The sequence below is a fragment of the Streptomyces sp. MAR4 CNX-425 genome (assembly GCF_048656465.1).
In the GTDB taxonomy this organism is placed as follows: Bacteria; Actinomycetota; Actinomycetes; order Streptomycetales; family Streptomycetaceae; genus Streptomyces.
The window spans coordinates 307,183-332,670 of record NZ_JBMDLF010000007.1; the positions used below are offsets into that span (position 1 = coordinate 307,183).

Genomic DNA, 25,488 nt, shown 5'->3' on the forward strand with positions numbered 1-25,488 from the left:
GATAGCGTTTTCCCATGACGCAACTGGCGGTGGTGGAGGGGGTCCTTGAGCGGATCACGTACGCCAACGAGGACAACGGGTACACGGTCGCCCGCGTCGACACCGGCCGCGGCGGCGCCGACCTGCTCACGGTCGTCGGCGCCCTGCTCGGCGCCCAGCCGGGCGAGTCGCTGCGCATGGAGGGCCGCTGGGGCTCCCACCCGCAGTACGGCAAGCAGTTCACCGTGGAGAACTACACGACGGTCCTCCCCGCCACCGTCCAGGGCATCCGCCGCTATCTCGGCTCGGGGCTGATCAAGGGCATCGGCCCCCGTATCGCCGAGCGGATCGTCGACCACTTCGGCGTCGACACGCTCGACGTCATCGAGGAGGAGCCCGGGCGCCTCATCGAGGTCCCGGGCCTCGGCCCCAAGCGGACCAGGCTGATCGGCGCCGCCTGGGAGGAGCAGAAGGCCATCAAGGAGGTCATGCTCTTCCTCCAGGGCGTCGGCGTGTCCACGTCCATCGCCGTGCGGATCTACAAGTCGTACGGGGACGCCTCCATCTCCGTGGTGAAGAACCAGCCGTACCGGCTGGCCGCCGACGTCTGGGGCATCGGCTTCCTCACCGCCGACCGCATCGCCCGCTCCGTCGGCATCCCGCACGACAGCCCGGAGCGCGTCAAGGCCGGTCTCCAGTACGCCCTGTCCCAGTCCTCCGACCAGGGCAACTGCTTCCTGCCCGAGCAGCAGCTCATCACCGAGGCGGTCAAGCTGCTCCAGGTCGACACGGGCCTGGTCATCGAGTGCCTGGACGAGCTGGTGAAGGAGGAGGGCGTCGTCCGCGAGACGGTGCCCGGGCCCGCCGGGGAGGAGGTCCAGGGGATCTACCTCGTGCCTTTCCACCGCGCGGAGGTCTCCCTGGCCGCGCAGCTGCTGCGCCTGCTGCGCGCCGAGCGGGACCGGATGTCGGCCTTCCGGGACGTCGACTGGGACCGGGCGCTGACCTGGCTCGGCGGCCGCACCGGCGCGGAGCTGGCGCCCGAGCAGGAGCAGGCGGTGCGGCTGGCGCTGACGGAGAAGGTCGCGGTGCTGACGGGAGGGCCGGGCTGCGGCAAGTCCTTCACGGTCCGGTCGGTGGTGGAGCTGGCCCGCGCCAAGCGGGCGAAGGTGGTGATGGCCGCGCCCACGGGCCGCGCCGCCAAGCGGCTGGCGGAGCTGACCGGCGCCGAGGCGTCGACGGTGCACCGGCTGCTGGAGCTGAAGCCGGGCGGCGACGCCGCGTACGACCGGGACCGGCCGCTCGACGCCGACCTGGTCGTCGTCGACGAGGCGTCGATGCTCGACCTTCTGCTGGCGAACAAGCTGGCCAAGGCCGTGCCGCCGGGGGCGCACCTGCTGCTCGTCGGCGACGTCGACCAGCTGCCGTCCGTCGGCGCCGGCGAGGTGCTGCGCGACCTGCTGGCGGACGGCGGGCCGGTGCCCGCCGTCCGGCTGACCCGGATCTTCCGGCAGGCGCAGCAGTCCGGCGTGGTGACCAACGCGCACCGCATCAACTCCGGCGTCCAGCCCCTCACCCAGGGCCTCCCGGACTTCTTCCTCTTCGCCGAGGACGACACGGAGGCCGCCGGCCGGCTCACGGTGGACGTGGCGGCGCGCCGGGTACCGGCGAAGTTCGGCCTCGACGCGCGCCGGGACGTGCAGGTCCTCGCCCCGATGCACCGCGGCCCCGCGGGCGCCGGCGTGCTGAACGGGCTGCTCCAGGAGGCCGTCACCCCCGGTCGGCCGGGGCTCGCCGAGAAGCGCTTCGGCGGGCGTACGTTCCGCGTCGGCGACAAGGTCACGCAGATACGGAACAACTACGAGAAGGGCAGCAACGGGGTCTTCAACGGCACCGTCGGCGTCGTCACCGCCCTGGACGCCGTCGAGCAGCGGCTGACGGTGCGCACGGACGAGGACGAGGAGGTGCCGTACGACTTCGACGAGCTGGACGAGCTGGCGCACGCGTACGCGGTCACGATCCACCGTTCGCAGGGCAGCGAGTACCCGGCCGTGGTGATCCCCGTCACCACGGGAGCCTGGATGATGCTCCAGCGGAACCTGCTGTACACGGCCGTCACCCGGGCCAAGAAGCTGGTCGTGCTGGTGGGCTCCCGCAAGGCTCTCGGACAGGCGGTGCGTACCGTTTCCGCAGGCCGTCGCTGTACGGCGCTGGATCATCGGCTGCGCGGGCGAGTGGGTCTCCCCTAACCCGCTCCGACAGGGCACGATGGTCCGTATGTGGCACGCAGTGCCGTATGTTGATCCGGCAGCCGACCCCGAGTGCACGGAACCGCTCCGCATGGGGGAAGCTGGAGGGTAGTCAGGGCACCTCAAGCACCTCAAAGAAGAGGCACGATACGTCGGGTGAGGACAGAGTGAGCGACAAATCTGCAGTACTTCGGTACGGCGACGGTGAGTACACCTTCCCGATCGTCGACAGCACCGTCGGAGACACCGGCGTCGACATCGGAAAGCTGCGCTCCCAGACCGGGCTGGTGACCCTGGACAGCGGCTACGGCAACACCGCGGCGTACAAGTCGGCCATCACCTATCTGGACGGCGAGCAGGGGATCCTGCGCTACCGCGGCTATCCGATCGAGCAGCTCGCCGAGCGCAGCACGTTCCTGGAGGTCGCGTACCTGCTGATCAACGGTGAGCTGCCGACCGTCGACGAGCTGTCGGTGTTCAAGGGCGAGATCACCCGTCACACCCTCCTGCACGAGGACGTCAAGCGCTTCTACGACGGCTTCCCGCGGGACGCGCACCCGATGGCGATGCTGTCCTCCGTGGTCAGCGCGCTGTCGACCTTCTACCAGGACAGCCACAACCCGTTCGACGAGGAACAGCGCCACCTGTCGACGATCCGGCTGCTGGCCAAGCTGCCGACGATCGCGGCGTACGCGTACAAGAAGTCCGTCGGGCACCCGGTGGTCTACCCGCGCAACGACCTCGGGTACGTCGAGAACTTCCTGCGCATGACGTTCTCGGTGCCCGCCGCCGAGTACGACCTGGACCCCGTCGTGGTCAGCGCGCTCGACAAGCTGCTGATCCTGCACGCCGACCACGAGCAGAACTGTTCGACCTCCACCGTGCGGCTGGTCGGCTCCTCGCAGGCCAACCTGTTCGCCTCCATCTCGGCGGGCATCAGTGCGCTGTGGGGGCCGCTGCACGGCGGCGCCAACCAGAGCGTGCTGGAGATGCTGGAGGGCATCCAGGCGTCGGGCGGCGACGTCGACACCTTCATCCGCAAGGTGAAGAACAAGGAAGACGGCGTGAAGCTCATGGGCTTCGGGCACCGCGTCTACAAGAACTTCGACCCCCGGGCGAAGATCATCAAGGCGGCGGCGCACGACGTCCTCTCCGCGCTGGGCAAGTCCGACGAGCTGCTGGACATCGCCCTGAAGCTGGAGGAGCACGCGCTCGCCGACGACTACTTCGTCGAGCGCAAGCTGTACCCGAACGTCGACTTCTACACCGGCCTGATCTACCGCGCGATGGGCTTCCCGACCGAGATGTTCACGGTGCTCTTCGCGCTCGGCCGGCTGCCGGGCTGGGTCGCCCAGTGGCACGAGATGATCAAGGAGCCGGGCTCCCGCATCGGGCGGCCCCGGCAGATCTACACCGGTGAGGTGCTGCGGGACTTCGTCCCGGTCGAGCAGCGCTGAGGGGTCGGCCCGCACGCCGGCCACGACGCGCGAAAGAACTGCGGAAACGCGAAGGCGCCCCGTCTGCGATCCCCCCACGGATCTGTCGACGGGGCGCTTCGCTCTCCCGGCTCCGGTAGGGGCCGGGCGTCTCGTGCCGCCGGGACGCCGCCGCGGGAGGGGCCGCTCAATGCTCCTCGCACGTGCCGTCCCGGCCTCGTGCACGCCGACTCCGCCGGGTGTCGACGTCACCCGAATAGACACGCGACCGCCGCCGATGGTTACCCCCAATTCAGTGTGATCTGAGTCACTCCGGATGGGGCGGGCAACCGGCGGCGCCGACGCCGGACGCCGCCCTGCGTGGGACGCGGGGCGGCGTCCGGAGAGTGTGCGGGTCAGCCCTTGCCGACCAGCTCGTATCCCGCCTCGTCGACGGCGGCGCGCACCTTCTCCTCGTCGAGCGGGGCGGCGGAGGTGACGGTCACCTCGCCGGTGGCGGCCACGGCCGCGACCGAGGAGACGCCGTCGAGCTCGGAGATCTCGGCGCTGACGGCGCCCTCGCAGTGCCCGCAGGTCATGCCGGAGACCTTGTAGACGGTGGTGACGGAGGTCTGGGCGCTCATGGTGTCTCCCTCGGTTCGACGGTGGGCGCAGCCGTGTCCTGCTCCCCCCACCATACTATACCCCCTAGGGGTACATCACCGTTGATCGCGCGGTCGGCCGGGCGGGGATATCGCGTCGGTGCCGACCACCGGGGCGAGGTAGCCGAAGAGCGCGCGCTTGATCTCCGCGCGGTACGCCTCCCGGTCGGCGGTCCCGGCGGCCATGAACAGCTGCAGTCCGGCCTTGAAGATCCCGAACGACATCGTGGTGGTGCGGGCGATCTCGGTGCGCGAGAGGTCCGGGGCGCGCAGGGCGAGCATGCCCTCGACGGCGGCGACGATCGCCGTGTGCACCGTCTCGTGCTCCTCCGCGACCAGGCCCGGGGTGTCCGTGCTCTGCAGCAGCACCTCGAAGCCGGGGTTGGCGTCGCAGAAGTCGATCACCGGGTCGAGGGCGGCGTCGAGCATGGCGTCGAGCGGGAGTGTCGCGTTGGCGGGGGTGAACGCCTCGCTGTTCGTCTCCTGCAACGTGTGGTTGTAGCGCCGGCCCAGCTCGACGGCCAGCGCCTCCTTGTTCGGGAAGAACTGGTACAGCGTGCCGGGGGAGACGCCCGCCTCGCGGGCGATGGCGTTCGTGGACGCGGCGGCGTAGCCGCTGCGGGCGAACACCGCCGCGGCGGCGTCGAGCAGCTGCTGCGCGCGCCGCTCGCCGCGCGCCTGTCTGCGGCGGGGCGGCCGGTCGGCGGGCGGTCCGCCGGTGGCCGGTGCGGGATTCGACACGGCTATCCACAGCCTCCGGTAGCGAGTTGACAAACACGAGCGGGTGCTCGCATTCTGAGGAAACGCGAGCATGGACTCGTATTCAGGTCCGTGTCTCATTCTATTGCGCTGTGCAACGAAAGGGCGGAACCGATGGCCGAGGGCACCGGAGGGGGGACGGCCGCGCAGGGCCGCTGGACGCGGTTCGTCACGGCCAGGCCCAGGCTGTCGCTGCTGCTCGCGCTGGTCTTCACGGCGCTGGCGGTGGTGGCCGGCAGCGGGGTGGCGGACCGGATGAGCGGCGGGGGGTGGCAGGACCCGGCCTCCGAGTCGTCGTACGCCGCGGACGCCCTGGACGAGCAGTTCCCCGAGGCGCGGCCGAACCTGCTGCTGCTCGTGGACAGCGGCCGCCCTGATGGGGTGGACGACCCCGCGGTCGCCGCCGAGGCGGAGCGGCTGGCCGGGCGGCTGGCGGAGCAGGACTCGGTCGAGGGCGTGACGTCGTACTGGGCGGCGGCCCGCGCCGCCGGGCAGGCGGAGGAAGCCGCCCCCGCGGACGGCGCGGCGGAGGCGCGGCGGGCGCAGGCCGCTGCCGCCGGGCTGCGGTCCGGGGACGGCAGCGAGGCGCTCATCGCCGCGCGGATCACCGGGGACCAGACGCGGACCAGCAAGGTCTTCGACCGGCTCGCGCCGGAGTTCCGCGGGGAGCACGGCCCGGTCGAGGTGCGCCTCGGCGGACAGGCCGCGGTCTACGAGGAACTGCAGACCACCATCCGGGAGGACCTGCTGCGGGCCGAGATCATCGCCCTGCCGGTGACGCTGATTCTGCTCATCGTGGTCTTCGGCAGCGCGGTGGCCGCCCTGCTGCCGCTGGCGGTGGGCATCGTCGCCATCCTGGGGACGAACGCCGTGCTCCGCGGCATCACGGAGTTCGCGGACGTGTCGGTCTTCGCGCAGAACCTCACCACGGCCCTCGGCCTCGGACTCGCCATCGACTACGCGCTGTTCATCGTCCGGCGCTACCGGGAGGAGCTGGCCGCCGGCGCGGATCCGCTGGGCGCGGTGGGCACAACGCTGCGGACCGCCGGCCGCACGGTGCTGTTCTCGGCGCTGACGGTGGCGGTGTCGCTCTCGGCGATGCTGCTCTTCCCGCAGTACTTCCTGCGCTCGTTCGCGTACGCCGGGATCGCGGTGGTGCTGCTGGCCGCGGTGGCGGCGCTGACGGTGCTGCCCGCCGCGCTGGTGCTGCTCGGCCCCCGGGTCAACTCCTGGCGCATCCTGCCCAGGCGCGGCGGCGGGATGCCCGGCGCCGCCGAGAGCGGGCGCGGCTGGGCGCGCACGGCCCGGCTGGTGATGCGCCGGGCGCCGGTCTTCGCGGTGCTGACGACCGCGGGCCTGGTGCTGCTCGGACTGCCGTTCCTGCGGGTGGAGTTCGGCACCGCGGACGACCGGCAGCTGCCGCGGTCCGCCGAGTCCCACGTGGTGCAGGAGCACATCAGGGACGGCTTCCCGGGCACCCCCGGCGGGACGATCGAGGTCTACGTCGAGGGCGGCCCGGCCGAAGCGGAGCTGGCCGGATACCGGGAGCGGATCGCCGCGCTGGACGGGGTGGAGCGCGTCGCCGGCCCCGTGACGGATTCCGGCGCCGGGTATCTGACCGTGACCACCGGGGGCGAGGCGGTGGACGCCGCCACCCAGGACCTGGTGCGCGACATCCGGGATCTCGGGCCGCCGTTCGAGGCGTCCGTCACGGGCACGGCCGCCGATCTGGTGGACGCCAAGGACTCCATCCGTTCCGTCCTGCCCTGGGCCGGGCTCATGATCGTGCTGGCCACGCTGATACTGCTGTTCCTCCTCACCGGCAGCGTGCTCATCCCGTTCGTGGCCGTCGTACTCAACGCGCTGAGTCTCACCGCGATGTTCGGCGCCATCGTCTGGGTCTTCCAGGACGGCAACCTGTCCGGGGTGCTGAACTTCACCGCGACCGGCGACATCGAGACCACGCTGCCGGTGCTGATGTTCTGCGTCGCCTTCGGCCTGTCCATGGACTACGGCGTCTTCCTCCTCTCCCGTATCAAGGAGGAGCACGACCGCACCGGGGACCGGGAGCAGGCCGTCGTCTTCGGGCTGCGGCGAACCGGCGGGCTCATCACCGCCGCCGCCGTGATCCTCGCGGTGGTGATGGTCGCGATAGGCACCTCCCGGGTCACCAACACCAAGATGCTGGGCCTCGGCCTCGCGCTCGCGGTGCTGATGGACGCGATGGTGGTGCGCGGGCTGCTGGTGCCCGCGGTGCTGAAGCTGACCGGGGCCGCGACCTGGTGGGCGCCCGGGCCGCTGCGTCGGTTCCACCAGCGCGTCGAGCGGAGCGGGTTCGGCGAAGGCGGTCCGCGGGCGTCCGGTGAGCTTCCCGAGCGGCCGGCGGACAAGTCCGACGAACTGGAGCCCGTCGGCGGTCGGTGACGCGGGCCCCGGTGCCCGCGGGTGCCCTGGGACACTCGGGGCGCTCGGGGGCACCCGGAGCCCTCGCCCCGGTCACCGCCGGTCGCGGCGGCCCCGGCTGCTCGGCCGCTCGGCGACCCAGGCGCGCACCGTGTCGGGGTACCAGTAGGGCTTGCCGCGCTCGACCACGTCGGGCTTCGGCAGCATCCCGTGCTTCCGGTACGAGCGCACGGTCTCGGTCTGCACGCCGATGTGCGCCGCGATCTCCCTGTACGACCACAGCTGGCTGTCCGTCATTCTCTGTACCTCCCGGCGGGGCGCCGGGGCAGCGCCCCTGGCGATCAGTGACCCTGTGCCCGCCGGGGCACCCGGCCGACCATCGCCGGGGGGTTGTGGAGCAACTGTGGTGGGGAACCCACGCAACCGTGACATCGGTGACGGGACACGCACGCGGCGTGATCGACGCATGATTGACACGGATCCGCGGCGGCGGTTAGACCGAACCCGTAGCCGGACGAAGGGATCGCCCATGAAGACCATCGGCCACTGGATCGGCGGCAAGGCAGTCGAGGGCGCCTCGGGGCGGTCGGGACCGGTCTACGACCCCGCCACCGGGGCGCAGACCGCCGAGGTCGCGTTCGCCTCCGCCGCCGAGGTGGACACCGCCGTCGCCGCCGCCCGTCAGGCGTTCGCGCAGTGGAGCGTGTCGTCGCTCGCGCAGCGCACCGCCGTGCTGTTCCGCTTCCGTGAGCTGCTCGCCGCCCGCCGCGAGGACGTCGCCCGGCTGATCACCGCCGAGCACGGCAAGGTGCACTCCGACGCGCTCGGGGAGGTGGCCCGCGGGCTGGAGATCGTCGAGGTGGCCTGCGGCATCCCGCAGTTGCTCAAGGGCGAGCTGTCCACGCAGGTGTCCACCCGCGTCGACGTCGCGGCGATCCGGCAGCCCGTCGGCGTGGTCGCGGGCATCACGCCGTTCAACTTCCCCGCCATGGTGCCGATGTGGATGTTCCCGCTGGCCATCGCCTGCGGGAACACGTTCGTGCTGAAGCCGAGCGAGAAGGACCCGTCGGCGGCCGGGCTGCTCGCGGAGCTGCTGGCCGAGGCGGGGCTGCCGGAGGGGGTGTTCAACGTCGTCCACGGGGACAAGGAGGCCGTGGACCGGCTGCTGGAGCACCCGGACGTCGCCGCCCTGAGCTTCGTCGGCTCCACCCCGATCGCGCGGTACGTCTTCACCACCGGCACCTCCCACGGCAAGCGCGTCCAGGCGCTCGGCGGGGCGAAGAACCACATGCTGGTGCTGCCCGACGCCGACCTGGACGCGGCCGCGGACGCCGCGGTCTCGGCGGCGTACGGCTCGGCGGGGGAGCGCTGCATGGCGGTCTCCGCGGTGGTCGCGGTGGGCGGCACCGGGGACGAGCTGGTGGAGAAGATCGCCGAGCGGGCGCGCAAGGTCCGTATCGGCCCCGGTGACGACCCCGGCTCCGAGATGGGCCCGCTCATCACCCGCGAGCACCGCGACAAGGTGGCGGGCTACGTGCGGGGGGCGGCCGCGCAGGGCGCGGAGGTGGTCGTGGACGGCACCGGCTACACCGTTCCCGGCCGCGAGGAGGGCCACTGGATCGGGGTCAGCCTGCTGGACCGGGTGCCGGTGGAGTCCGACGCGTACCGGGACGAGATCTTCGGGCCGGTGCTGTGCGTGGTGCGGGCGGAGACGTACGAGGAAGGCGTCCGGCTCGTCAACGGCTCGCCGTGGGGCAACGGCGCCGCCGTCTTCACCCGCGACGGCGGCGCCGCCCGCCGCTTCCAGCTGGAGGCCACCGCCGGCATGGTCGGCGTGAACGTGCCGATTCCGGTGCCCGTGGGCTACCACTCCTTCGGCGGCTGGAAGGACTCCCTCTTCGGCGACCACCACGTCTACGGGGAGGACGGCGTCCGCTTCTACACCCGGGCGAAGGTCGTCACGACCCGCTGGCCCGACCCGGCGGACGGCGGAGTCGACCTCGGCTTCCCGACGTCCCGCTGAGACCGGTGCCGTCGTTGGGGAGGCGGAGTGCGCGGCCGGGGAGTATTTTTCGACTATCGGTGCGACTTGTCTGCTGCATCGGGATCCGGACGGTTCCGGTGTTCCGCACCGCCTCCACCATCAACCGTCGGGTGTGCGAGGAGCTGATGCCGTGTCACTGATGTCCCGGGCCGAGACCGAGAAGTAACGCGGAGTACGGCACCGAATCGCCCCCTCCTTCGTCACAGTCCCGATGAGGACGGCACGAGGGAGGGGCGCGATGAGACGCGCGGTGCTCACGGGAATCGCAGGAATGCTGACGGTGCCGCTGCTGCTGACGGGCTGTAGCGGCGGAGGAGACGACGGAACGGCGGAGACGTCCCTCGCCGACCAGGGCGGCGGCGGAGGAGGCGCACCCCCGCCGAACGCGGCGCCCGCACCGGCCGCGCCGGACGGCGCGTACGAGGCGGCCCCGGAGGCCGCGGGCAAGGAGCGGGCGGACTCCTTCGCCCCCGAGCCCGACATGGTCTCCACTTTCGCGCTCGACGTGGACACCGCCTCGTACAGCTACGCCCGCCGCACCATCGGCGGCGGGTCCCTGCCGCAGCCGGAGACGGTGCGGCACGAGGAGTTCATCAACAGCTTCCGCCAGGACTACGCCGCCCCGGAGGGCGACGGCTTCTCCGTCACCACCGACGGCGCCCGCGCCCCGTCCGGCGGGGAGCCGGACGGGACCGAGGCCGGCGACGGCTGGTCGCTGATGCGGGTGGGGCTGGCGACGCGCCCGGAGAGCAACGAGTACGGCACGCAGCGGCGCCGGCCCGCGGCGCTCACCTTCGTGGTGGACGTCTCCGGCTCGATGGCGGAGCCCGGCCGGCTCAGCCTCGTACGGGAGGCCCTGCACACCGCGGTCGACGAGCTGCGCGACGACGACGCGCTGGCGCTCGTCGCGTTCAGCGACGAGGCCCGCACCGTGCTGCCGATGACGGCGGTCGGCGGCGCCGAGGACCGTATCCACGACGCGGTCGAGGAGCTCCAGCCCACCGACAGCACCAACGTCGAGGCCGGCATGACCCGCGGCTACGACGTGGCCGTCGACGGCCACCGCAAGGGCGCCACCAACCGCGTCGTGCTGCTCTCCGACGCCCTCGCCAACACCGGCGCCACCGACGCCGGGACGATCCTCGACCGCATCGCCGCGGCCCGGGAGGACTACGGCATCACGCTGTTCGGCGTCGGCGTCGGCAGCGAGTACGGCGACGCACTGATGGAGCGGCTGACCAACCAGGGCGACGGCCACACCACCTACGTCTCCGCGACCGACGAGGCCCGCGAGGTGTTCGTCGAGGACCTGCCGCGCAACGTCGACCTGCGCGCCCGCGACGCCAAGGCGCAGGTGGTCTTCGACCCCGACACCGTCTCCGCGTACCGGCTGATCGGGTACGACAACCGACGGGTCGCCGACGAGGACTTCCGCAACGACGCCGTCGACGGCGGCGAGGTCGGCCCCGGCCACACCGTCACCGCGCTCTACGCCGTCCGGCTCGCCGAGGGCGCCTCGGGCAGCGTCGCCACCGCCACCGTGCGCTGGCTCGACCCCGACACCCGCGCCCCGCACGAGGAGTCCAGCACCGTCGACACGGCCGCCCTGACCGGCGACCTGTGGGGCGCGGCCCCGCCCCGGCTCCAGGTCACCGCGCTGGCCGCGTACTTCGCGGACGCCCTGCGCGGCGGCTCCGGCGCCGGCACCACCCCCGAGCCGTACGTGGAGGGCGGCGGCAAGGAGGGCGGCGGCAGCCCCGGCGGCGCGGCCGCCCCGCTGCCGGGGGCGCCGACGGTCGGCGAGCTCGCCGGGTACGCCGAGGATCTCGCCGCGGAGACCGAGGACCCGGAGGTGGGCGACCTGGCGGAGACGGTCCGGCAGGCGGTCGAGCTGACCGACTGACGAGCTGACGAGCTGACGGATGGACGCCCGGCGGGGGCGGCGAGACCGCGGGTCTCGCCGCCCCCGCCGCGTACCGCCCGCCCCCGTGCCGTACCCTGGGCGCCACATTTCCGGGACCCGGCAGCGACGGCGGTGTCCCGTATCCAGGATCCGGCAACCGGGGAGCGGCGGTGGCGCAAACGGCGCAAACGTACGGCACGGCGGCACATCCCGACGTTCTCGTCGGCTATGCGGAGCTGCTGGCCGACGTGTCCACCACCGGCCGGCTGCTGCGCCGCCCCGAGCTGGACGCCCTCCGCGAGCTGGGCGAGCAGGCCGCCGAGTCCGGCCGCAGCCTGCGTGAGCTGGTCGTCGGCCACCTCGCCGAGACCCGCCGCACCTGGGGCGCCCTGCCCGGGGTGGCCCGGGCCGCCAGCGCCGCCGAGCGCGCCCGCAGCGGCGACGCCGTCCTGGCCGCGGTCGAGGCGGCCGTCACCGCGCTCGGCGAGGGCCACGAGCGCGCGCAGCGGCTCGCGGTCCGGCAGGAGGAGGCCGAGCGCCGCGAGTTCATCGACGACCTGCTCTACGGCCGCAGCGACCTCGGCCGGCTCGCCGAGCGCGCGGAGCGCTTCGGGCTGCGGCTGGCGCGCGCCCACGCGGTCGGCGTCGCCGCCGGCGAGGAGCCGTTCGCCGACGTGCACCCGCTGGTGCGGCGCATCGAGCGGGAGCTGCTGGGCCGCTTCGGCGAGCGGGACGTGCTGCTCACGACCAAGGAGGGCCAGCTCGTCTGCGTCGCGGCCAGCAGCGAGCGTGCGCTGCTCGACGCCTTCGCCAAGGTGGCGCTGGAGCCGGGCAGCGGGTACGCCTCCGCCTCCCGCGTCGCCATGGGCCGCGAGCACACCGGCCCCGGCGGGGTCGTGCGCAGCTACGAGGAGGCCCTCGGCGCGCTCGACATGGCCGCCGCGCTCGGCCTGGACCAGCCGGTGCTCCAGGCCGCGGAGCTGCTGGTCTTCCCGGTGCTGCTGCGCGACCGGGCGGCGATGGCCGATCTGGTACGGACCGTCCTCGGCCCGCTGACGCAGGCCCGCGGCGGCGCCGAGCCGCTGCTCGCGACGCTGCAGACGTGCGCGGACGCCGGGTACGTCAACGCCGAGGCCGCCCGGCGGCTGGGCGTGAGCGTGCGTACGCTGTCCTACCGCCTGGCCCGGATACGTGCCCTGACCGGCTACGACGTGGCGGAGTCCCTGCACCGCTACACCCTGGAGACCGCCGCCATGGGCGCCCGTCTCCTCGGCTGGCCGGCCCGGCAGATCTAGCGGCGCGCACCGCCCGCGGCCGCCCCGGGGGCCGCCGGGCGGGCGCCCCGCCGGGCGCCGGAACCGCCCCGCGCCGGGCGCCGGAACCGCGCGCCGCCGGCTTGCGTTCTTCCCCGTGGGTGGCCCACTCTTCTCCCTGCCGCCCGTCCCAGATGTCTGGAGTCCGGAACCCATGAACACCCTTGCGCTCGGACCGGGATGGCTGGACCCCGACTTCCTGATCGACAAGTTCGGCGTGCTCGGCGTGCTCGTGATCGTCTTCGCCGAGTCGGGGCTGCTCATCGGGTTCTTCCTGCCGGGCGACTCGCTGCTGTTCACCACCGGCCTGCTGATCACCTCGGACGTGCTCGACTTCCCGCTGTGGCTGATGTGCGTGCTCATCGCCTTCGCGGCCGTCGCCGGCGACCAGGTCGGCTACCTGTTCGGCCGCAAGGTCGGCCCCGCCCTCTTCACCCGCCCGGACTCCAGGCTGTTCAAGCAGGAGAACGTGCAGAAGGCGCACGAATTCTTCGAGAAGCACGGCCCGAAGTCGCTGGTGCTGGCCCGCTTCGTGCCGATCGTGCGCACCTTCACCCCGATCATCGCCGGGGTGAGCCGCATGAACTACCGGACGTTCGTCATCTTCAACGTCGTCGGCGGCGTCCTCTGGGGCGTCGGCGTCACCCTCCTGGGTGCCGCGCTCGGCCGGGTCGACTTCGTCCACCAGAACATCGAGGCGATCCTCATCGGGATCGTGCTGCTGTCGGTGCTGCCGATCGCCGTCGAGTACCTGCGCGCCCGCGGCCGCGCCAAGCACGCGCCCCCGGCGGAGCCCGCCCCCGACGGCGGCGACGGCGGGGCGCAGCACGGCCGGCCCGCCCGGCGTTAGGGTCGCGTCAAAACCGGAGCGTCGTCCTGGACAAAGCGCACTTCGCTGCGCAGACCGGTATTTCCGATCACTTACGATCGGCCAGTGTCCAAGCTCACCGAACTGCCGAAGCGCATACTGATCGGCCGTGCGCTGCGCAGCGACCGGCTCGGTGAGACGCTGCTCCCCAAGCGCGTCGCGCTCCCGGTCTTCGCCTCCGACCCGCTGTCCTCGGTGGCGTACGCCCCGGGCGAGGTGCTGATCGTCCTGTCGGTCGCCGGCGTGGGCGCGTACACGTACAGCCCCTGGATCACCGGGGCGATCGTCGTGCTGATGGTCGTCGTCGTCGCCTCGTACCGCAAGACGGTGCACGCCTACCCCAGCGGCGGCGGCGACTACGAGGTCGCCACCACCAACCTCGGCCGCCGCGCCGGCCAGGTCGTCGCCAGCGCGCTGCTCGTCGACTACGTGCTCACCGTGGCGGTGTCGGTCTCCGCGGGGGTGGAGAACCTGGGCTCCGCCTGGGGCTTCGTCGCCGAGCACAAGGTGTTCTGCGCGCTGGCCGTCATCGGCCTGCTGACCACCATGAACCTGCGCGGCGTGAAGGAGTCGGGCACCCTCTTCGCCATCCCGACGTACGTCTTCGTCGCCAGCGTCCTGATCATGATCGGCTGGGGCGCCTTCCGCGCCCTCGCGCTCGGCGACACGATGCGCGCCCCCACCGCCGACCTGGAGATCGAGAGCGAGCACACGGGCGGCGTGGCCGGACTCGCGCTGGTCTTCCTGCTGCTACGGGCCTTCTCCTCCGGCTGCGCCGCGCTCACCGGCGTCGAGGCGATCAGCAACGGCGTGCCGGCCTTCCGCAAGCCCAAGAGCCGCAACGCGGCGACGACGCTGGCGATGATGGGGCTGCTGGCGGTCTCCATGTTCGTCGGCATCATCACCCTCGCCCTGCACACCGACGTGCGGATGGCCGAGCGGCCGGCCGAGGAGCTGCTGCGGCACGGCGAGGCGGTGGGCTCGGACTTCGTACAGAACCCGGTGATCGCCCAGGTCGGCGCGGCGGTCTTCGGCGACGGCTCGCTGCCCTTCGTCATCCTGGCGGCGGCCACCGCGCTGGTCCTGTTCCTGGCCGCCAACACCGCGTACAACGGCTTCCCCGTGCTCGGCTCGATCCTCGCCAACGACCGCTTCCTGCCGCGCCAGCTGCACACCCGCGGCGACCGGCTGGCGTTCAGCAACGGCATCCTCTTCGTCGCGCTGCTGGCCGGCGCGCTCGTCTACTTCTTCCGGGCCGACTCCACTCGGCTGATCCAGCTCTACATCGTCGGCGTCTTCGTCTCCTTCACCTTCAGCCAGACGGGGATGGTCCGGCACTGGAACCGGATGCTGGAGACCGAACGTGACCCCGGCGCACGCCGGCGCGTCCTCAAGGCGCGGGCGATGAACGGCTTCGGCGCGGTGTTCTGCGCGCTGGTGCTGGCGGTCGTGCTGATCACCAAGTTCACCCACGGCGCGTGGATCGCCCTCGCGGGCATGATCTTCTTCTACGGGCTGATGGCCGCCATCCGCCGCCACTACGACCGGGTCGCGCAGGAGGTCGCGGTCGTCGAGAGCCAGGAGGACGACGAGATGGCGCGCCCCGGGCACGTGCACTCCCTCGTGCTCGTCTCCCAGCTGCACCGGCCGACGATGCGGGCGCTCGCGTACGCGAAGCTCGTGCGCTCCGACAAGCTGGAGGCGCTGACCATCGGTGTCGACGCCGAGGAGACGAGGCAGCTACAGCAGCAGTGGGTCGACAGCGAGCTGGACGTGCCGCTGACCGTCATCGAGTCGCCGTACCGGGAGATCACCAGGCCGCTGATCGAGTACGTCAAGCGGCTGCGCCAGGAGCAGCCGGACACGGTGATCAGCGTCTACATCCCGGAGTACGTGGTCGGGCGCTGGTACGAGCACCTGCTGCACAACCAGAGCGCGCTGCGGCTGAAGGCGCGGCTGCTGTTCACGCCGGGGGTGATGGTGACCTCGGTGCCGTACCAGCTGGGCTCCAGCGAGCGGGCCAAGCGGCGGGCGCGGCGCGGCGCCGAGTGGCAGGCGCCGGGAGCGGTGCGCGGTCCGGCGCCGGCGGGGGCGCGGAAGCGGCGGGAGACTGCGGGGCGGTAGGGCCGGGGCTCCGGGAGCCGGAGGGCCGGGGCCCGGGGCGGCCGTGCCGCTCAGAACCCGCCGAAGCCGCCGTCTCCGCCGAAACCCCCGCCCCCGCCGCCGAAGTCGCCGCCGCCGAAGCCCCCGCCGAAGTCGCCGGGGTCGAAGTCCGCGCCGGTCTGGTCCCCGCCCTCGTAGCCCCCGCCCATGCCGTCCGCCGCGCCCCAGGCGCCCGGCGGGAACATCATCTGCCCCAGCATCGTCCCCACCAGCAGCCCCGGCAGCAGCCCGCCGCCGAAGTAGCCGCCCGCCCAGGGCGCGTACGCCGGGCCGGCGTTCCAGTACGGCTCCCGCCCGCGGGTCGTCTCCACCGTGCGGGTCATCGGTTCCGCGCCCGCCGCGAGCAGGTTCGCGTCCGCCGCGCAGGCCGGTACGGTGCGCGCCGCGGCGCCCGGCGGCGCCCACTCCACGTCGGCGGTCGACGGCCCGTGGCGCGGGTCGAAGAAGCACGGCGGGCGGCGCTCGGGCAGGGCCGCGCCGGTGCGCCGCGCCTCCAGCGTCGTCAGCGCGAACCGGCCCTCCTCCAGCGCCTCCGTCACCCCCCGCACGTCGCCCGGGGCGCGGGCGGCGTCCATCCGGGACTTGGCCTTCTCGTAGGCGTCGAGCGCCTTCTGGTAGTCCGCGCGCATCGCGTCGTCCGCGGCCGGGTCGGCGGGGTCGAAGGCGATACGGGTCATCTCCTCCCCGTACGCCGTGATGTCCTCGTCGACGACCGTGCGCAGCCGCGCCAGCTCCACCCGGGCCTCCTCCGCGCGCCGCCGCCTGCCGCGCTGCCGGACGAGCAGGACGCCGCCGGAGACCAGCAGGAGAACCGCGGCGAGCGTGACCGCCCCGGCCACGCCGATGCCCGCGCTGTCGCGCCAGCCGGAGGGCTCGCTGCCGCGGGCCTGCCCGGCGGCCTCGTCGGCGAAGGTGACGAGCTGCTCGGTGGCGTCGTCGGGATGGGCGCTGACGGCGGCGCGGCGCAGGTTGTCGACGGCGCGCTCGGAGAGCACCCGGGAGTCGGCAGCGGCGCCGAAGCCGTCACCGAGGCGGACGGCGTAGACGCCGGCGATGCCGGTGCGGGTGCGCAGGTTGGGCAGGACGTCGCGGGCGGAGATGCCGGAGTCGTCGGGGAACACGGCGACGAAGACGGGGCGGCCGGCGTCCTCGATCCGGGCGGCGAGGGCGTCGGCCCGGCCGGTGGACATCTGGTCCCGGGCGTCGGGGTGGACGTAGACGGGGCGCTCGCGCAGCGCCTCGGCGGCGTCGCCGACGGGGTCCGGGTCCTGGGCGTGGGCGGGTGCCGCCATGAGGACGGCGGTGAGGAGGGCGGCGAGCACGACCAGGATCCGGTGCATACCAGACATTCTTCCCGTTGGGCGGCCGGTTTCCACCCGGGTTCCCGCCGTTGCCGCGAGTCAGTCCCGTACGGGGCGGATCGGCGGGGAACGCGGGGGCGCGCCGCGCCGTGGTGCGGGGTGTGGTGGGGGCCCGCGGCGTGGGCCCGTGGCGCGGGTCCGTGGCGTGGGCGGTGGCGTGGATCGCGGCGTGGCTCGTGGCTCGTGGCTCGTGGCGCGGGGTGTCGGGTGTGGCGGCGCTGTCGGAGGGGGCGCCTACCCTGGGGCGGGAGTGCGGGGGTGCTACGCGCCGACCGTGACGGCTCCGTCCAGGTCGCACGCCTGGAGCCGTCCGCACATCCCGAACCGCGCCGCCGCCCCGGCCCGCTGCACCGACGCAGCCCGCAGGTGGCCGGCGTCCGCGCGCAGCGCGTCGAGCTGCGCGTCCGTCGCCGCCGCGGCCGCGGCGGGGCCCTGTTCCCAGCGCCGCCGCCAGTCGTCCAGGTGGGGCCGTACCAGCTCCGCGGCCCGCTCGTGAAACGCCAGCAGCGGCCCGGTGTCGCCGCCGCGGGCGGCCGCGGCCAGCTCGGCGAAGCCGGCCAGCGCCAGGTCGCGGCGCGCCTGCGCGGACTTCTCGGGCTCCGCCGGGTCGAGCGCGGCGGCGCGGGCGTAGGCGGCGTCGTCGTGGAGGACGTCGGGCGGGAAGGGGAAGGCGGCGTCGCCGGCCTCGGGGAGGCCCGCGTTCTGCATCACCACGAGGATGTCGAGCCGGCCGTCGGCGTTGACGAGGCGGTGGATGGTGCCGGGGGTGAACCAGACGACGGTGTCCTCGGCGAGCTCGGTCTCGGCGTATCCGGTGGCGGTCAGGGTCTGCACGGCGCCGTGGCCGCCGAGGACGACGTACGCCTCGGTGCAGGCGAGGTGCAGGTGCGGGGTGCCGCCGCGGAGGCCGTCGGGGGCCTGCCAGTCGTAGACGCGGAGCCGGGAGACGCTGACGCCGCCGGGGAGGGGCGGGAGTGCGGGATCGGCCATGCCTACCAGCATGCCGCAAGCGCTTTCTACGGGCCAGGCCCCGGGCCGCCCGATCTCCGGCTCTTTTGCGGCGCGTACGGGACGTGCGATCACGCGGTGCCGTACGCCCGCGTGGGGTACGGCGGCGGCATGCGGGCGCCGGCGTAAAGGCGACGCCTTGGGGCTGCGCCTGCGTGGGTCCGCGCCTGCGTGGGGCTGCGCCTGCGTGGGGCTGCGCCTGCGTCGGGTGCGTCTGGTGGGGTGCGCCTGCGTGGGCGCGCACCTCGTGTGGTGCGCCTGCGCGCGGCGCCCGCGTGCGGTGACCACCGAGTGAGGTGCGCCCGCGTCGGGTCGCCGGCGGCGGGCGCTTGCCTCCGCAGGGCGGCCTGTCAGTGGGCCGTCCTACCCTTGGGCGGGGTGTGCGGGGGTGACGCGTGAGGGGGCGCGGCTTTCGGGGTTATGCCGGTTGCGCCAGCGTGTACCCCTCGTCCAGCAGCCGCGGCAGGTAGTACTCCAGCGCCCGCACCGTCGCCCACCGGTTGCCCCCGCCGTCGTGTGCCAGCACGATCGCGCCCGGGTGCGCCCCGCCCAGCACGGTGGTCTCGATGAACCGCTGGTCGCGGTTGTCCCAGTCGAGGGTGTCGATGTCCCACTGGAACGGCTCCATCTGGAGCCGTGCGCAGGCCGCCAGGCTCGGCCCGTGCCACATCCCGTAGGGCGCCCGCGCCAGCCGCGGCGGCGCCCCCAGCTCCTTCGCCACCAGTTCGCTGCACCGCTCCAGCTCCTCGTTCACCCGCGGCGTGCTGATCAGGTCGAGCTGGGGGTGGGTGTAGGAGTGGTTGCCGACCGCGTGGCCGTCGGCGGCGATCCGGCGCAGCACGTCGCGGTTGAAGGGGATGTTCTCGCCGATGACGAAGAACGTCGCGCGCGCCCGGTGGCGCCGCAGGATCCGCAGGATCGCCGGCGTCTGCGTCGCGTGCGGGCCGTCGTCGAAGGTGAGCGCGATCTTCTTGCCGGTCTGCCGGAGCGTGGTGTGGGGCGCGGCGCGTACCACGACCGGCCGGGTGGGACCGGCGATACGGGCCATGCCCCCGGAGGTCGTCATGGCCGCGGCGCCGGTCCGGGCGGCGGGGTGGCCCGCGGCGGGGCGCTGCCGGGACGCGGCGCGGGCGAGCGGCTTGCCGTCCTCGGCCGCCGCGCGGCCCGCCGCGCCCGGCCGCCGCGGCGTGTGCGCGTCGGGGGCGATGGCCAGCTGGTACGCGCCGAGCAGGCCCAGGCAGAGCGCGGTGCGCCGGGGCAGCCCTCGTGCGGGGTATTTGTCATATTTCATGACCAACTGGTCTCACGGGCCGGATCCCGGCCGGGCCAGCGACACGGGACGCCGCGGCGAAGCACCGGATCGGTCCCCGGCGACTGGCGGGGCGGTCCGGAACGGGGTACAGGTGGGTGGGAGTTGCGCGTTCACGCGCGCCTTCGTCGTCCGCGCCGGGTCCTCCCGCGCCCCCGCGCAGCCCCGTGCCCGTACGCCTGCAGCCGTGCGCGGGTCCGGGCGCCCAGCCGTGCGCGGGAGTGTCCACGTCGCGCGCGGGAGCGCGCTGGGCGGTGGCGTCGCTCACAGTTCGCCGCCCGCGTGCCCGGCCCGCCGCACCGGCGCGGTTACCCTGACGTCGCCCCCGTACCCCCTGACCGCAGACGAGGCCGCCCGTGTTCCGGACGATGCTGAAGTCCAAGATCCACCGCGCCACCGTGACGCAGGCAGACCTGCACTACGTCGGCTCGATCACCATCGACGAGGACCTCATGGAGGCCGCGGACCTGCTGGCCGGTGAGCAGGTCGACGTCGTCGACATCGACAACGGCGCCCGCCTGACCACGTACGTCATCGCCGGCCCGCGGGGCACCGGCGTGATCGGCATCAACGGCGCCGCCGCCCGGCTGGTCAGCCCCGGCGACCTGGTGATCGTCATCAGCTACGCCACCGTCGCCGACGCCGACGCGAAGGCGCTGCTGCCGCGCATCGTCTTCGTCGACGGCGACAACCGCGTCGTACGGCACGGCTCCGACCCGGCCGAGGCGCTGCCCGGCACGGGAACGGTGCGGGGCGACTCCGTGGCCGGGGACTGAGCGGACGTCACCGGCGGAGTCGCCCCGCACCGAGTTCAGGGGCGCGCGGGCGGCGCGGCGGCCGCCCGCTTGCGTGGGGGCCTCAGTCGAGGGCCGCCTCGATGTCCAGCGTGATCTTGATCGTGTCGCTCACCCCGGCGCCGGCCGCGCCGCCGGTCACGCCGAAGTCGGTGCGGCTGATCTCGGTGCTCGCGGAGAACCCGACGACCGGCTTGCCCTCCGGGCCCGTGCCGGCGAAGCCGCCGATCTCGGCCTCCAGGGTCACGGGGCGGGTGATGCCGCGCAGCGTCAGGTCGCCGTCGATCAGGTAGTCGCCGTCCTTCTCGCGGATGCCGGTGGACCGGAACTTCATCTCGGGGTACCCGTCGACGTCCAGGAAGTCCGTGCTGCGCACGTGGTTGTCGCGCGTGTCGTTGCGCGTGTTGACCGACGTCGTCTGGATGACCGCGCTGACCTCGGACTGCAGCGGGTCCTCGTGGGTCACGATCGTGCCCTCGACGTGGTCGAACGTGCCGCGGACCTTCGCGACGCCCAGGTGCCGGACGACGAAGGAGATGTCGGAGTGGACAGGGTCGATGGTCCAGGTGCCGGTCCGGTAATCGGGGATCTGGTCGGCGTGGGTGGTCATGAGGTATGCCTCTTCCGTAGCGGGCGCCCGAGGGCGACGGGCAAGTGGTTTAACTTTCACTCAAACCCTAGCACGCTCTGGTTGAGGGCTCAATTATAGGTATGCTGGACACATGACCGACGTTCGCTGGCTCACCGATGACGAACAGCGGATATGGCGCCTCTTCATGAACGCCATCCGCGACTTCAACGCGCATCTGGACCGCCAGCTGCGGCGCGACTCCGGGATGCCTGTGGCGTACTACGAGATCCTCGTGCACCTCTCCGAGGCCCCCGGGCGCAGCCTGCGGATGAGCGAGCTGGCCGACCTGGCCCGGTCCTCGCGCAGCCGGCTTTCGCACGCGGTGACGGCGCTGGAGAAGTTGGGGTACGTCTCCCGCTGCACCACCGACGCCGACCGCCGCGGCTCCGTGGCGCAGCTGACCGACGCCGGTTTCGCCGTGCTGGAGGCGGCGGCCCCGGGCCATGTGACCGAGGTGCGCAAGCACCTCTTCGACGTGCTCACCCCCGAGCAGCAGCACATGCTGGGCGAGATCGGCGGGGCGGTGCAGGAGGGGTTGCGGCCGGTCTGTGCGCAGGCGCTCGCCGAGGACTCGGAGGCCGCCGAGGCCGGTGAGGACGCGCGGGCCGGGGAGGACACGGAGGCCGCCCCGGCGGCCGTCCCGGAGCCCTGACCGGCGCCGCCGCGTCCCGGGCGCGTCGCGCCCGCCGCGCGCCGCGCCCGCCCAGCCCCGGGCCTGCCGTCCGGAGCGGGGCGGGCTGGTCTCGTACGGCCTGCGCGCGGCGACCGTCCGCGGGCTACTCCGCCAGCGTCCACACCGCGTGCGCGAGGGCGTCGCTGTTGCGGTCGAGCGCCGTGCCGTTGACGTTCGACGTGGTGTCGCACGAGCTGTGGTAGCACCGGTCGAAGGGCAGGCCGGCGGTGCCGCCCCACTTCGTCGCCTGCGCCGCCGACTTGGTCCGGCTCGCGCCGGTGAACAGCCCGCCCACCGGCACGCCGGCGTTCTTGAACGCCGCGTGGTCCGACCGGCCGTCGCCCTCGGTCTCGATCTCGGTGGGGATGCCGAGGCCGGTGTAGAAGTCCTGGAAGACCTTCTCGATCTGCGGGTCGTCGTCGTAGACGAAGTAGCCGGGGTTGGGCGAGCCGATCATGTCGAAGTTCAGGTAGCCGGTGAGCGCGGCGCGGTCGGCGGACGACAGGCTGGAGACGTAGTACCGCGAGCCGATCAGGCCCAGCTCCTCCGCGCCCCACCAGGAGAAGCGCAGGTGCTCGCGCGGCTGGAAGCCGGAGCGGGCGACGGCCAGGGCGGTCTCCAGGACGGCGGCGGAGCCGGTGCCGTTGTCGTTGATGCCGGGGCCGGCGGATACGGAGTCGAGGTGGGCGCCGGCCATGAGGACCTGGTTCGGATCGCCGCCGGGCCAGTCGGCGATGAGGTTGTAGCCGGTGCGGCCACTGGCGCTGAACGCCTGGACGCTGGTGGTGAATCCGGCGGCGTCCAGCTGCTGCCGTACGTAGTCGAGCGAGGCCCGGTAGCCGGGGCGGCCGTGGGCGCGGTTGCCGCCGTTGGCGGCGGCGATGGACTGGAACCGGGACAGGTGCGCCTGGACGTTCGCGACGGGTATGTCGGGCGCCTGCTCGGGCGCGATGCGCGCCGCGGGCGCCGCGGGCGCGGACCCGGCCGCGGGTGCGGATTCCGCGGCGACCGCGACCGGCGCGAGCAGCGCGGCCAGCAGCGCGCCGGCGAGGGCGGCGCCGGCCGGCCGGGACCTGAGGCGTGCACGACGGAGGGGCATGGGTGCTCCCAACGGTGGGGGGATTGTCGTGCACATGAGGCTGGCGGAGGTGATGAGGCCGCGTCAAGAACATATCCGGTCGCGACGCCCCGGATATCGGACAGCGGCGGAGCTGTCGCCGCGCCCCCGCCGCCGTATCGTCAGGGGCTATGGACATCATGGGAGTCGACATCGGCGGCTCGGGCATCAAGGGCGCCCCCGCCGACCTGGACGAGGGCACCCTCGCGGAAGACCGGCACAAGGTCCTCACCCCCCACCCCGCCGCCCCCGACGCCGTCGCCGACGGCGTCGCCGCGGTGGTCGGGCACTTCGCCGGGCGCGACGGCCCGGTCGGCGTCACGTTCCCCGGCGTCGTCACCGACGGCGTCGTACGCACCGCCGCCAACGTCGACAAGAGCTGGGTCGGCGTCGACGCCGCCGCCCTCCTCGGCGACCGCCTCGACCGCCCCGTGCACGTCGTCAACGACGCCGACGCCGCCGGCATCGCCGAGATGACCTTCGGCGCCGGCCGCGGCCGCACCGGCACCGTCATCGTGCTGACCTTCGGCACCGGCATCGGCAGCGCCGTCTTCACCGGCGGCCGGCTCGTCCCCAACACCGAGCTGGGTCACCTGGAGCTCCACGGCCACGACGCGGAGAAACGCGCCTCCGCCAAGGAGCGCGAGGACAAGGACATGAGCTGGAAGCACTGGGCCCACCGGGTGCGGACCTACCTCGCCCACCTGGAGATGCTCTTCACGCCCGAACTGTTCGTCATCGGCGGCGGTGTGAGCCGCAAGGCCGACAAGTTCCTCGACGACATCACCGGAATCCGCGCCGCCGTCGTCCCCGCCGAGCTGCAGAACAACGCGGGCATCGTCGGCGCCGCGATGGCCGCCGCCGCGGCCACGACCGCGCGCTGACGCCGCCGTTCCCGGGCGCTCCGGCCCGTCTCCCCTATGGTGGGGGGGTTCTGTGTGCGGAGCGTAGGGAGACGGTGACCGAACGTGCTGGATGAACGGGTGGACAACCCCGCGGAAGACGGCGGCGCGCCGGGGGCCGTACCCCGTACCGACGCGGTGGTCTTCGGCGTCGCCGCTGCGCTGACGCTGGCGTTCGTGCTCTGGGGCGCCCTGGCGACGGACTCCCTGGAGGACGCCTCCACCTCCCTCCTCAACGACACGATGCACTACGGCGGATGGGCCTTCGTGCTCGCCGCCTCCGGCTTCGTGATCTTCGCGCTCTGGCTGGCCTTCAGCCGCTACGGCCGCATCACCCTCGGCAAGGAGGGCGAGCAGCCCGAGTTCCGCACCGTGTCGTGGGTGGCGATGATGTTCAGCGCCGGCATGGGCATCGGGCTGATGTTCTACGGCGTCAACGAACCCCTGTCGCACTTCACCGTCCCGCCGCCGGACACCGTCAGCGGCGACGCCGGCGCCGCCGAGCGGATGGAAACCGCGATGGCGACCACCCTCTTCCACTGGACCCTGCACCCCTGGTCCATCTACGCCGTCGTCGGACTCGCCATGGCGTACAGCGTCTTCCGCCGCAACCGCCGGCAGACCATCAGCGCCGTCTTCACCCCGCTCATCGGGCCGCGGCACGCCAACGGCGGCGCCGGCAAGGTCATCGACATCCTCGCCATCTTCGCCACCCTCTTCGGCTCCGCGGCCTCGCTCGGGCTCGGCGCGCTGCAGATCGGCAGCGGTGTCAAGGAGGTCGGCTGGACGTCGCAGGAGGTCGGCGAGGGCCTGCTGATCCTCATCATCGGCGTGCTCACCGCCGCCTTCGTCGCCTCCGCCGTCTCCGGCATCGAGCGGGGCATCCAGTGGCTGTCGAACATCAACATGGTGCTCGCCGCGCTGCTGGTCGTCTTCATCTTCGTCGTCGGCCCCACGATCCTCATCCTCGACCTGCTGCCGACCTCCATCGGTTCGTACGTCGCCGACCTGCCGCAGATGATGGCGCGTACGGAGGCCAGCGGCGGCGAGGGCGTCGCCGGCTGGCTCTCGGGCTGGACGGTCTTCTACTGGGCCTGGTGGATCTCCTGGACGCCGTTCGTCGGCATGTTCATCGCGCGCATCAGCCGCGGGCGCACCATCCGGCAGTTCATCGGCGGCGTGATCCTCGTCCCCAGCGTGGTGAGCCTGCTGTGGTTCTGCATCCTCGGCGGGACGGCGATGCGGCAGGAGGCCGACGGCGCGGGCATCGCCGACGAGTCGACGCAGGAGGGGCAGCTGTTCGCGGTGCTCAACGAGTACCCGATCGCCGGCGTCACCACGCTGCTGGTGATGATCCTGGTCGCCATCTTCTTCGTCTCCGGCGCGGACGCCGCGTCGATCGTCATGGGCGCGCTGTCGCAGAAGGGCACGCTGGAGCCGACGCGCGGGGTGGTCGTGGTCTGGGGCGTGCTGACCGGCGCGGTCGCCGCCGTCATGCTGCTGATCGGGGGTGGTGGGGACGCGGCCCTGACCGGGCTGAAGAACCTCACGATCCTCGTCGCGGTGCCGTTCACGCTGGTGATGGTCGGGCTGTGCTTCGCGCTGATGCGCGACCTGCGGCACGACCAGCTCATCCTCATCGGCGAGCGGGGCGAGAAGGCGGTCGAGACGGCGGTACTGGCCGGACACCGGCACTACGACGGCGAGTTCGAGCTGCAGATCCGCGGGCGCGCGAAGCGGCTGCGCGCCGGCCGCGGCGGCGTCCGGCACCGCGGCGGGACGGCGGTCCAGGGCCGGGCCGGGGACGCGGACCACGGGTTCGACGGGGGCGGCGGGTCCGACGGGGGCGGCGGGTTCGACGGGGCCGGCGGGGCGGACGGTCCGGAGGACACACCGCTGCCCGGGAGCTGAGCCGCCGCCCGGGCCCGCCCCGGG

At 73.1% G+C, this 25,488-nt stretch carries 20 protein-coding genes; 12 read left to right on the forward strand and 8 right to left on the reverse strand.

What is annotated here, in order from left to right; all coding sequences use genetic code 11:
• Window positions 1-14: 14 nt before the first annotated feature.
• Window positions 15-2,228 (forward strand): ATP-dependent RecD-like DNA helicase, encoded by a 2,214-nt coding sequence (locus ACHZ99_RS21500; protein WP_420306300.1) that lies wholly within the window; start codon window positions 15-17, stop codon window positions 2,226-2,228.
• Between the two features lie 167 nt (window positions 2,229-2,395).
• A complete protein-coding gene (locus ACHZ99_RS21505; protein WP_420306301.1) occupies window positions 2,396-3,685 on the forward strand; it encodes a citrate synthase in 1,290 nt (429 codons plus the stop codon).
• Between the two features lie 374 nt (window positions 3,686-4,059).
• On the opposite strand, the gene ACHZ99_RS21510 is transcribed toward ACHZ99_RS21505, so the two are convergent.
• Together ACHZ99_RS21510 and ACHZ99_RS21515 are read right to left on the reverse strand one after the other, a co-directional pair.
• A complete protein-coding gene (locus ACHZ99_RS21510; protein ID WP_420306302.1) occupies window positions 4,060-4,341 on the reverse strand; it encodes a heavy-metal-associated domain-containing protein in 282 nt (93 codons plus the stop codon).
• 21 nt (window positions 4,342-4,362) lie between these two features.
• Window positions 4,363-5,046 (reverse strand): TetR/AcrR family transcriptional regulator, encoded by a 684-nt coding sequence (locus ACHZ99_RS21515; protein ID WP_420306303.1) that lies wholly within the window; start codon window positions 5,044-5,046, stop codon window positions 4,363-4,365.
• Window positions 5,047-5,178: 132 nt separating this feature from the next.
• Here ACHZ99_RS21515 and ACHZ99_RS21520 point away from each other — a divergent pair, with 132 nt between their 5' ends.
• Complete coding sequence (locus ACHZ99_RS21520) at window positions 5,179-7,488, forward strand: MMPL family transporter (protein WP_420306304.1); 2,310 nt, start codon at window positions 5,179-5,181, stop codon at window positions 7,486-7,488.
• A gap of 72 nt (window positions 7,489-7,560) precedes the next feature.
• Here ACHZ99_RS21520 and ACHZ99_RS21525 read toward each other — a convergent pair whose 3' ends face one another.
• The gene (locus ACHZ99_RS21525; protein WP_420306305.1) at window positions 7,561-7,764 is read right to left on the reverse strand and encodes a helix-turn-helix transcriptional regulator; all 204 of its coding nucleotides are present in this window, start codon (window positions 7,762-7,764) and stop codon (window positions 7,561-7,563) included.
• 232 nt (window positions 7,765-7,996) lie between these two features.
• Between ACHZ99_RS21525 and ACHZ99_RS21530 the strand changes: the two genes are divergently transcribed.
• From ACHZ99_RS21530 to ACHZ99_RS21550, 5 genes are all read left to right on the forward strand, one after another.
• Window positions 7,997-9,490, forward strand: coding sequence for a CoA-acylating methylmalonate-semialdehyde dehydrogenase (locus ACHZ99_RS21530; RefSeq protein ID WP_420306306.1), 1,494 nt, complete (start codon window positions 7,997-7,999; stop codon window positions 9,488-9,490).
• Between the two features lie 259 nt (window positions 9,491-9,749).
• Entirely contained in the window at window positions 9,750-11,414 is a 1,665-nt protein-coding gene (locus ACHZ99_RS21535; protein ID WP_420306307.1) for a YfbK domain-containing protein, read from the forward strand.
• Between the two features lie 170 nt (window positions 11,415-11,584).
• Entirely contained in the window at window positions 11,585-12,709 is a 1,125-nt protein-coding gene (locus ACHZ99_RS21540; protein ID WP_420306308.1) for a PucR family transcriptional regulator, read from the forward strand.
• A 172-nt stretch (window positions 12,710-12,881) separates the two neighbouring features.
• Window positions 12,882-13,577 carry a DedA family protein gene (locus ACHZ99_RS21545; protein ID WP_420306309.1) on the forward strand — a complete coding sequence of 232 codons (696 nt, stop codon included), beginning with the start codon at window positions 12,882-12,884 and terminating at the stop codon, window positions 13,575-13,577.
• 84 nt (window positions 13,578-13,661) lie between these two features.
• Window positions 13,662-15,719, forward strand: a complete 2,058-nt coding sequence (locus tag ACHZ99_RS21550) for an APC family permease (protein WP_420306310.1) — start codon at window positions 13,662-13,664, stop codon at window positions 15,717-15,719.
• A 50-nt stretch (window positions 15,720-15,769) separates the two neighbouring features.
• On the opposite strand, the gene ACHZ99_RS21555 is transcribed toward ACHZ99_RS21550, so the two are convergent.
• The 3 genes from ACHZ99_RS21555 to ACHZ99_RS21565 all read right to left on the reverse strand — a co-directional run bounded on the left by ACHZ99_RS21555 (window position 15,770) and on the right by ACHZ99_RS21565 (window position 19,418).
• Entirely contained in the window at window positions 15,770-17,098 is a 1,329-nt protein-coding gene (locus ACHZ99_RS21555; protein WP_420306311.1) for a hypothetical protein, read from the reverse strand.
• Window positions 17,099-17,380: 282 nt separating this feature from the next.
• The gene (locus ACHZ99_RS21560) at window positions 17,381-18,121 is read right to left on the reverse strand and encodes a cupin domain-containing protein (RefSeq protein WP_420306312.1); all 741 of its coding nucleotides are present in this window, start codon (window positions 18,119-18,121) and stop codon (window positions 17,381-17,383) included.
• 424 nt (window positions 18,122-18,545) lie between these two features.
• Window positions 18,546-19,418, reverse strand: coding sequence for a polysaccharide deacetylase family protein (locus ACHZ99_RS21565; protein ID WP_420306313.1), 873 nt, complete (start codon window positions 19,416-19,418; stop codon window positions 18,546-18,548).
• Between the two features lie 374 nt (window positions 19,419-19,792).
• Between ACHZ99_RS21565 and panD the strand changes: the two genes are divergently transcribed.
• The gene (panD, locus tag ACHZ99_RS21570) at window positions 19,793-20,212 is read left to right on the forward strand and encodes an aspartate 1-decarboxylase (protein ID WP_420306314.1); all 420 of its coding nucleotides are present in this window, start codon (window positions 19,793-19,795) and stop codon (window positions 20,210-20,212) included.
• Window positions 20,213-20,294: 82 nt separating this feature from the next.
• Here the strand turns inward: panD and ACHZ99_RS21575 are convergent, their stop codons facing one another.
• Window positions 20,295-20,840: a YceI family protein gene (locus ACHZ99_RS21575; RefSeq protein ID WP_420306315.1), complete on the reverse strand. Its 546-nt coding sequence runs from the start codon at window positions 20,838-20,840 to the stop codon at window positions 20,295-20,297.
• A 112-nt stretch (window positions 20,841-20,952) separates the two neighbouring features.
• On the opposite strand from ACHZ99_RS21575, the gene ACHZ99_RS21580 reads away from it, so the two are divergent.
• Entirely contained in the window at window positions 20,953-21,513 is a 561-nt protein-coding gene (locus tag ACHZ99_RS21580) for a MarR family winged helix-turn-helix transcriptional regulator (protein ID WP_420306316.1), read from the forward strand.
• Between the two features lie 124 nt (window positions 21,514-21,637).
• On the opposite strand, the gene ACHZ99_RS21585 is transcribed toward ACHZ99_RS21580, so the two are convergent.
• Window positions 21,638-22,633 carry a M28 family metallopeptidase gene (locus ACHZ99_RS21585; protein WP_420306317.1) on the reverse strand — a complete coding sequence of 332 codons (996 nt, stop codon included), beginning with the start codon at window positions 22,631-22,633 and terminating at the stop codon, window positions 21,638-21,640.
• A 149-nt stretch (window positions 22,634-22,782) separates the two neighbouring features.
• Between ACHZ99_RS21585 and ppgK the strand changes: the two genes are divergently transcribed.
• Window positions 22,783-23,535 carry a polyphosphate--glucose phosphotransferase gene (gene ppgK / locus ACHZ99_RS21590; protein ID WP_420306318.1) on the forward strand — a complete coding sequence of 251 codons (753 nt, stop codon included), beginning with the start codon at window positions 22,783-22,785 and terminating at the stop codon, window positions 23,533-23,535.
• Window positions 23,536-23,619: 84 nt separating this feature from the next.
• Window positions 23,620-25,464, forward strand: coding sequence for a BCCT family transporter (locus tag ACHZ99_RS21595; RefSeq protein ID WP_420306319.1), 1,845 nt, complete (start codon window positions 23,620-23,622; stop codon window positions 25,462-25,464).
• Window positions 25,465-25,488 lie beyond the last annotated feature (24 nt).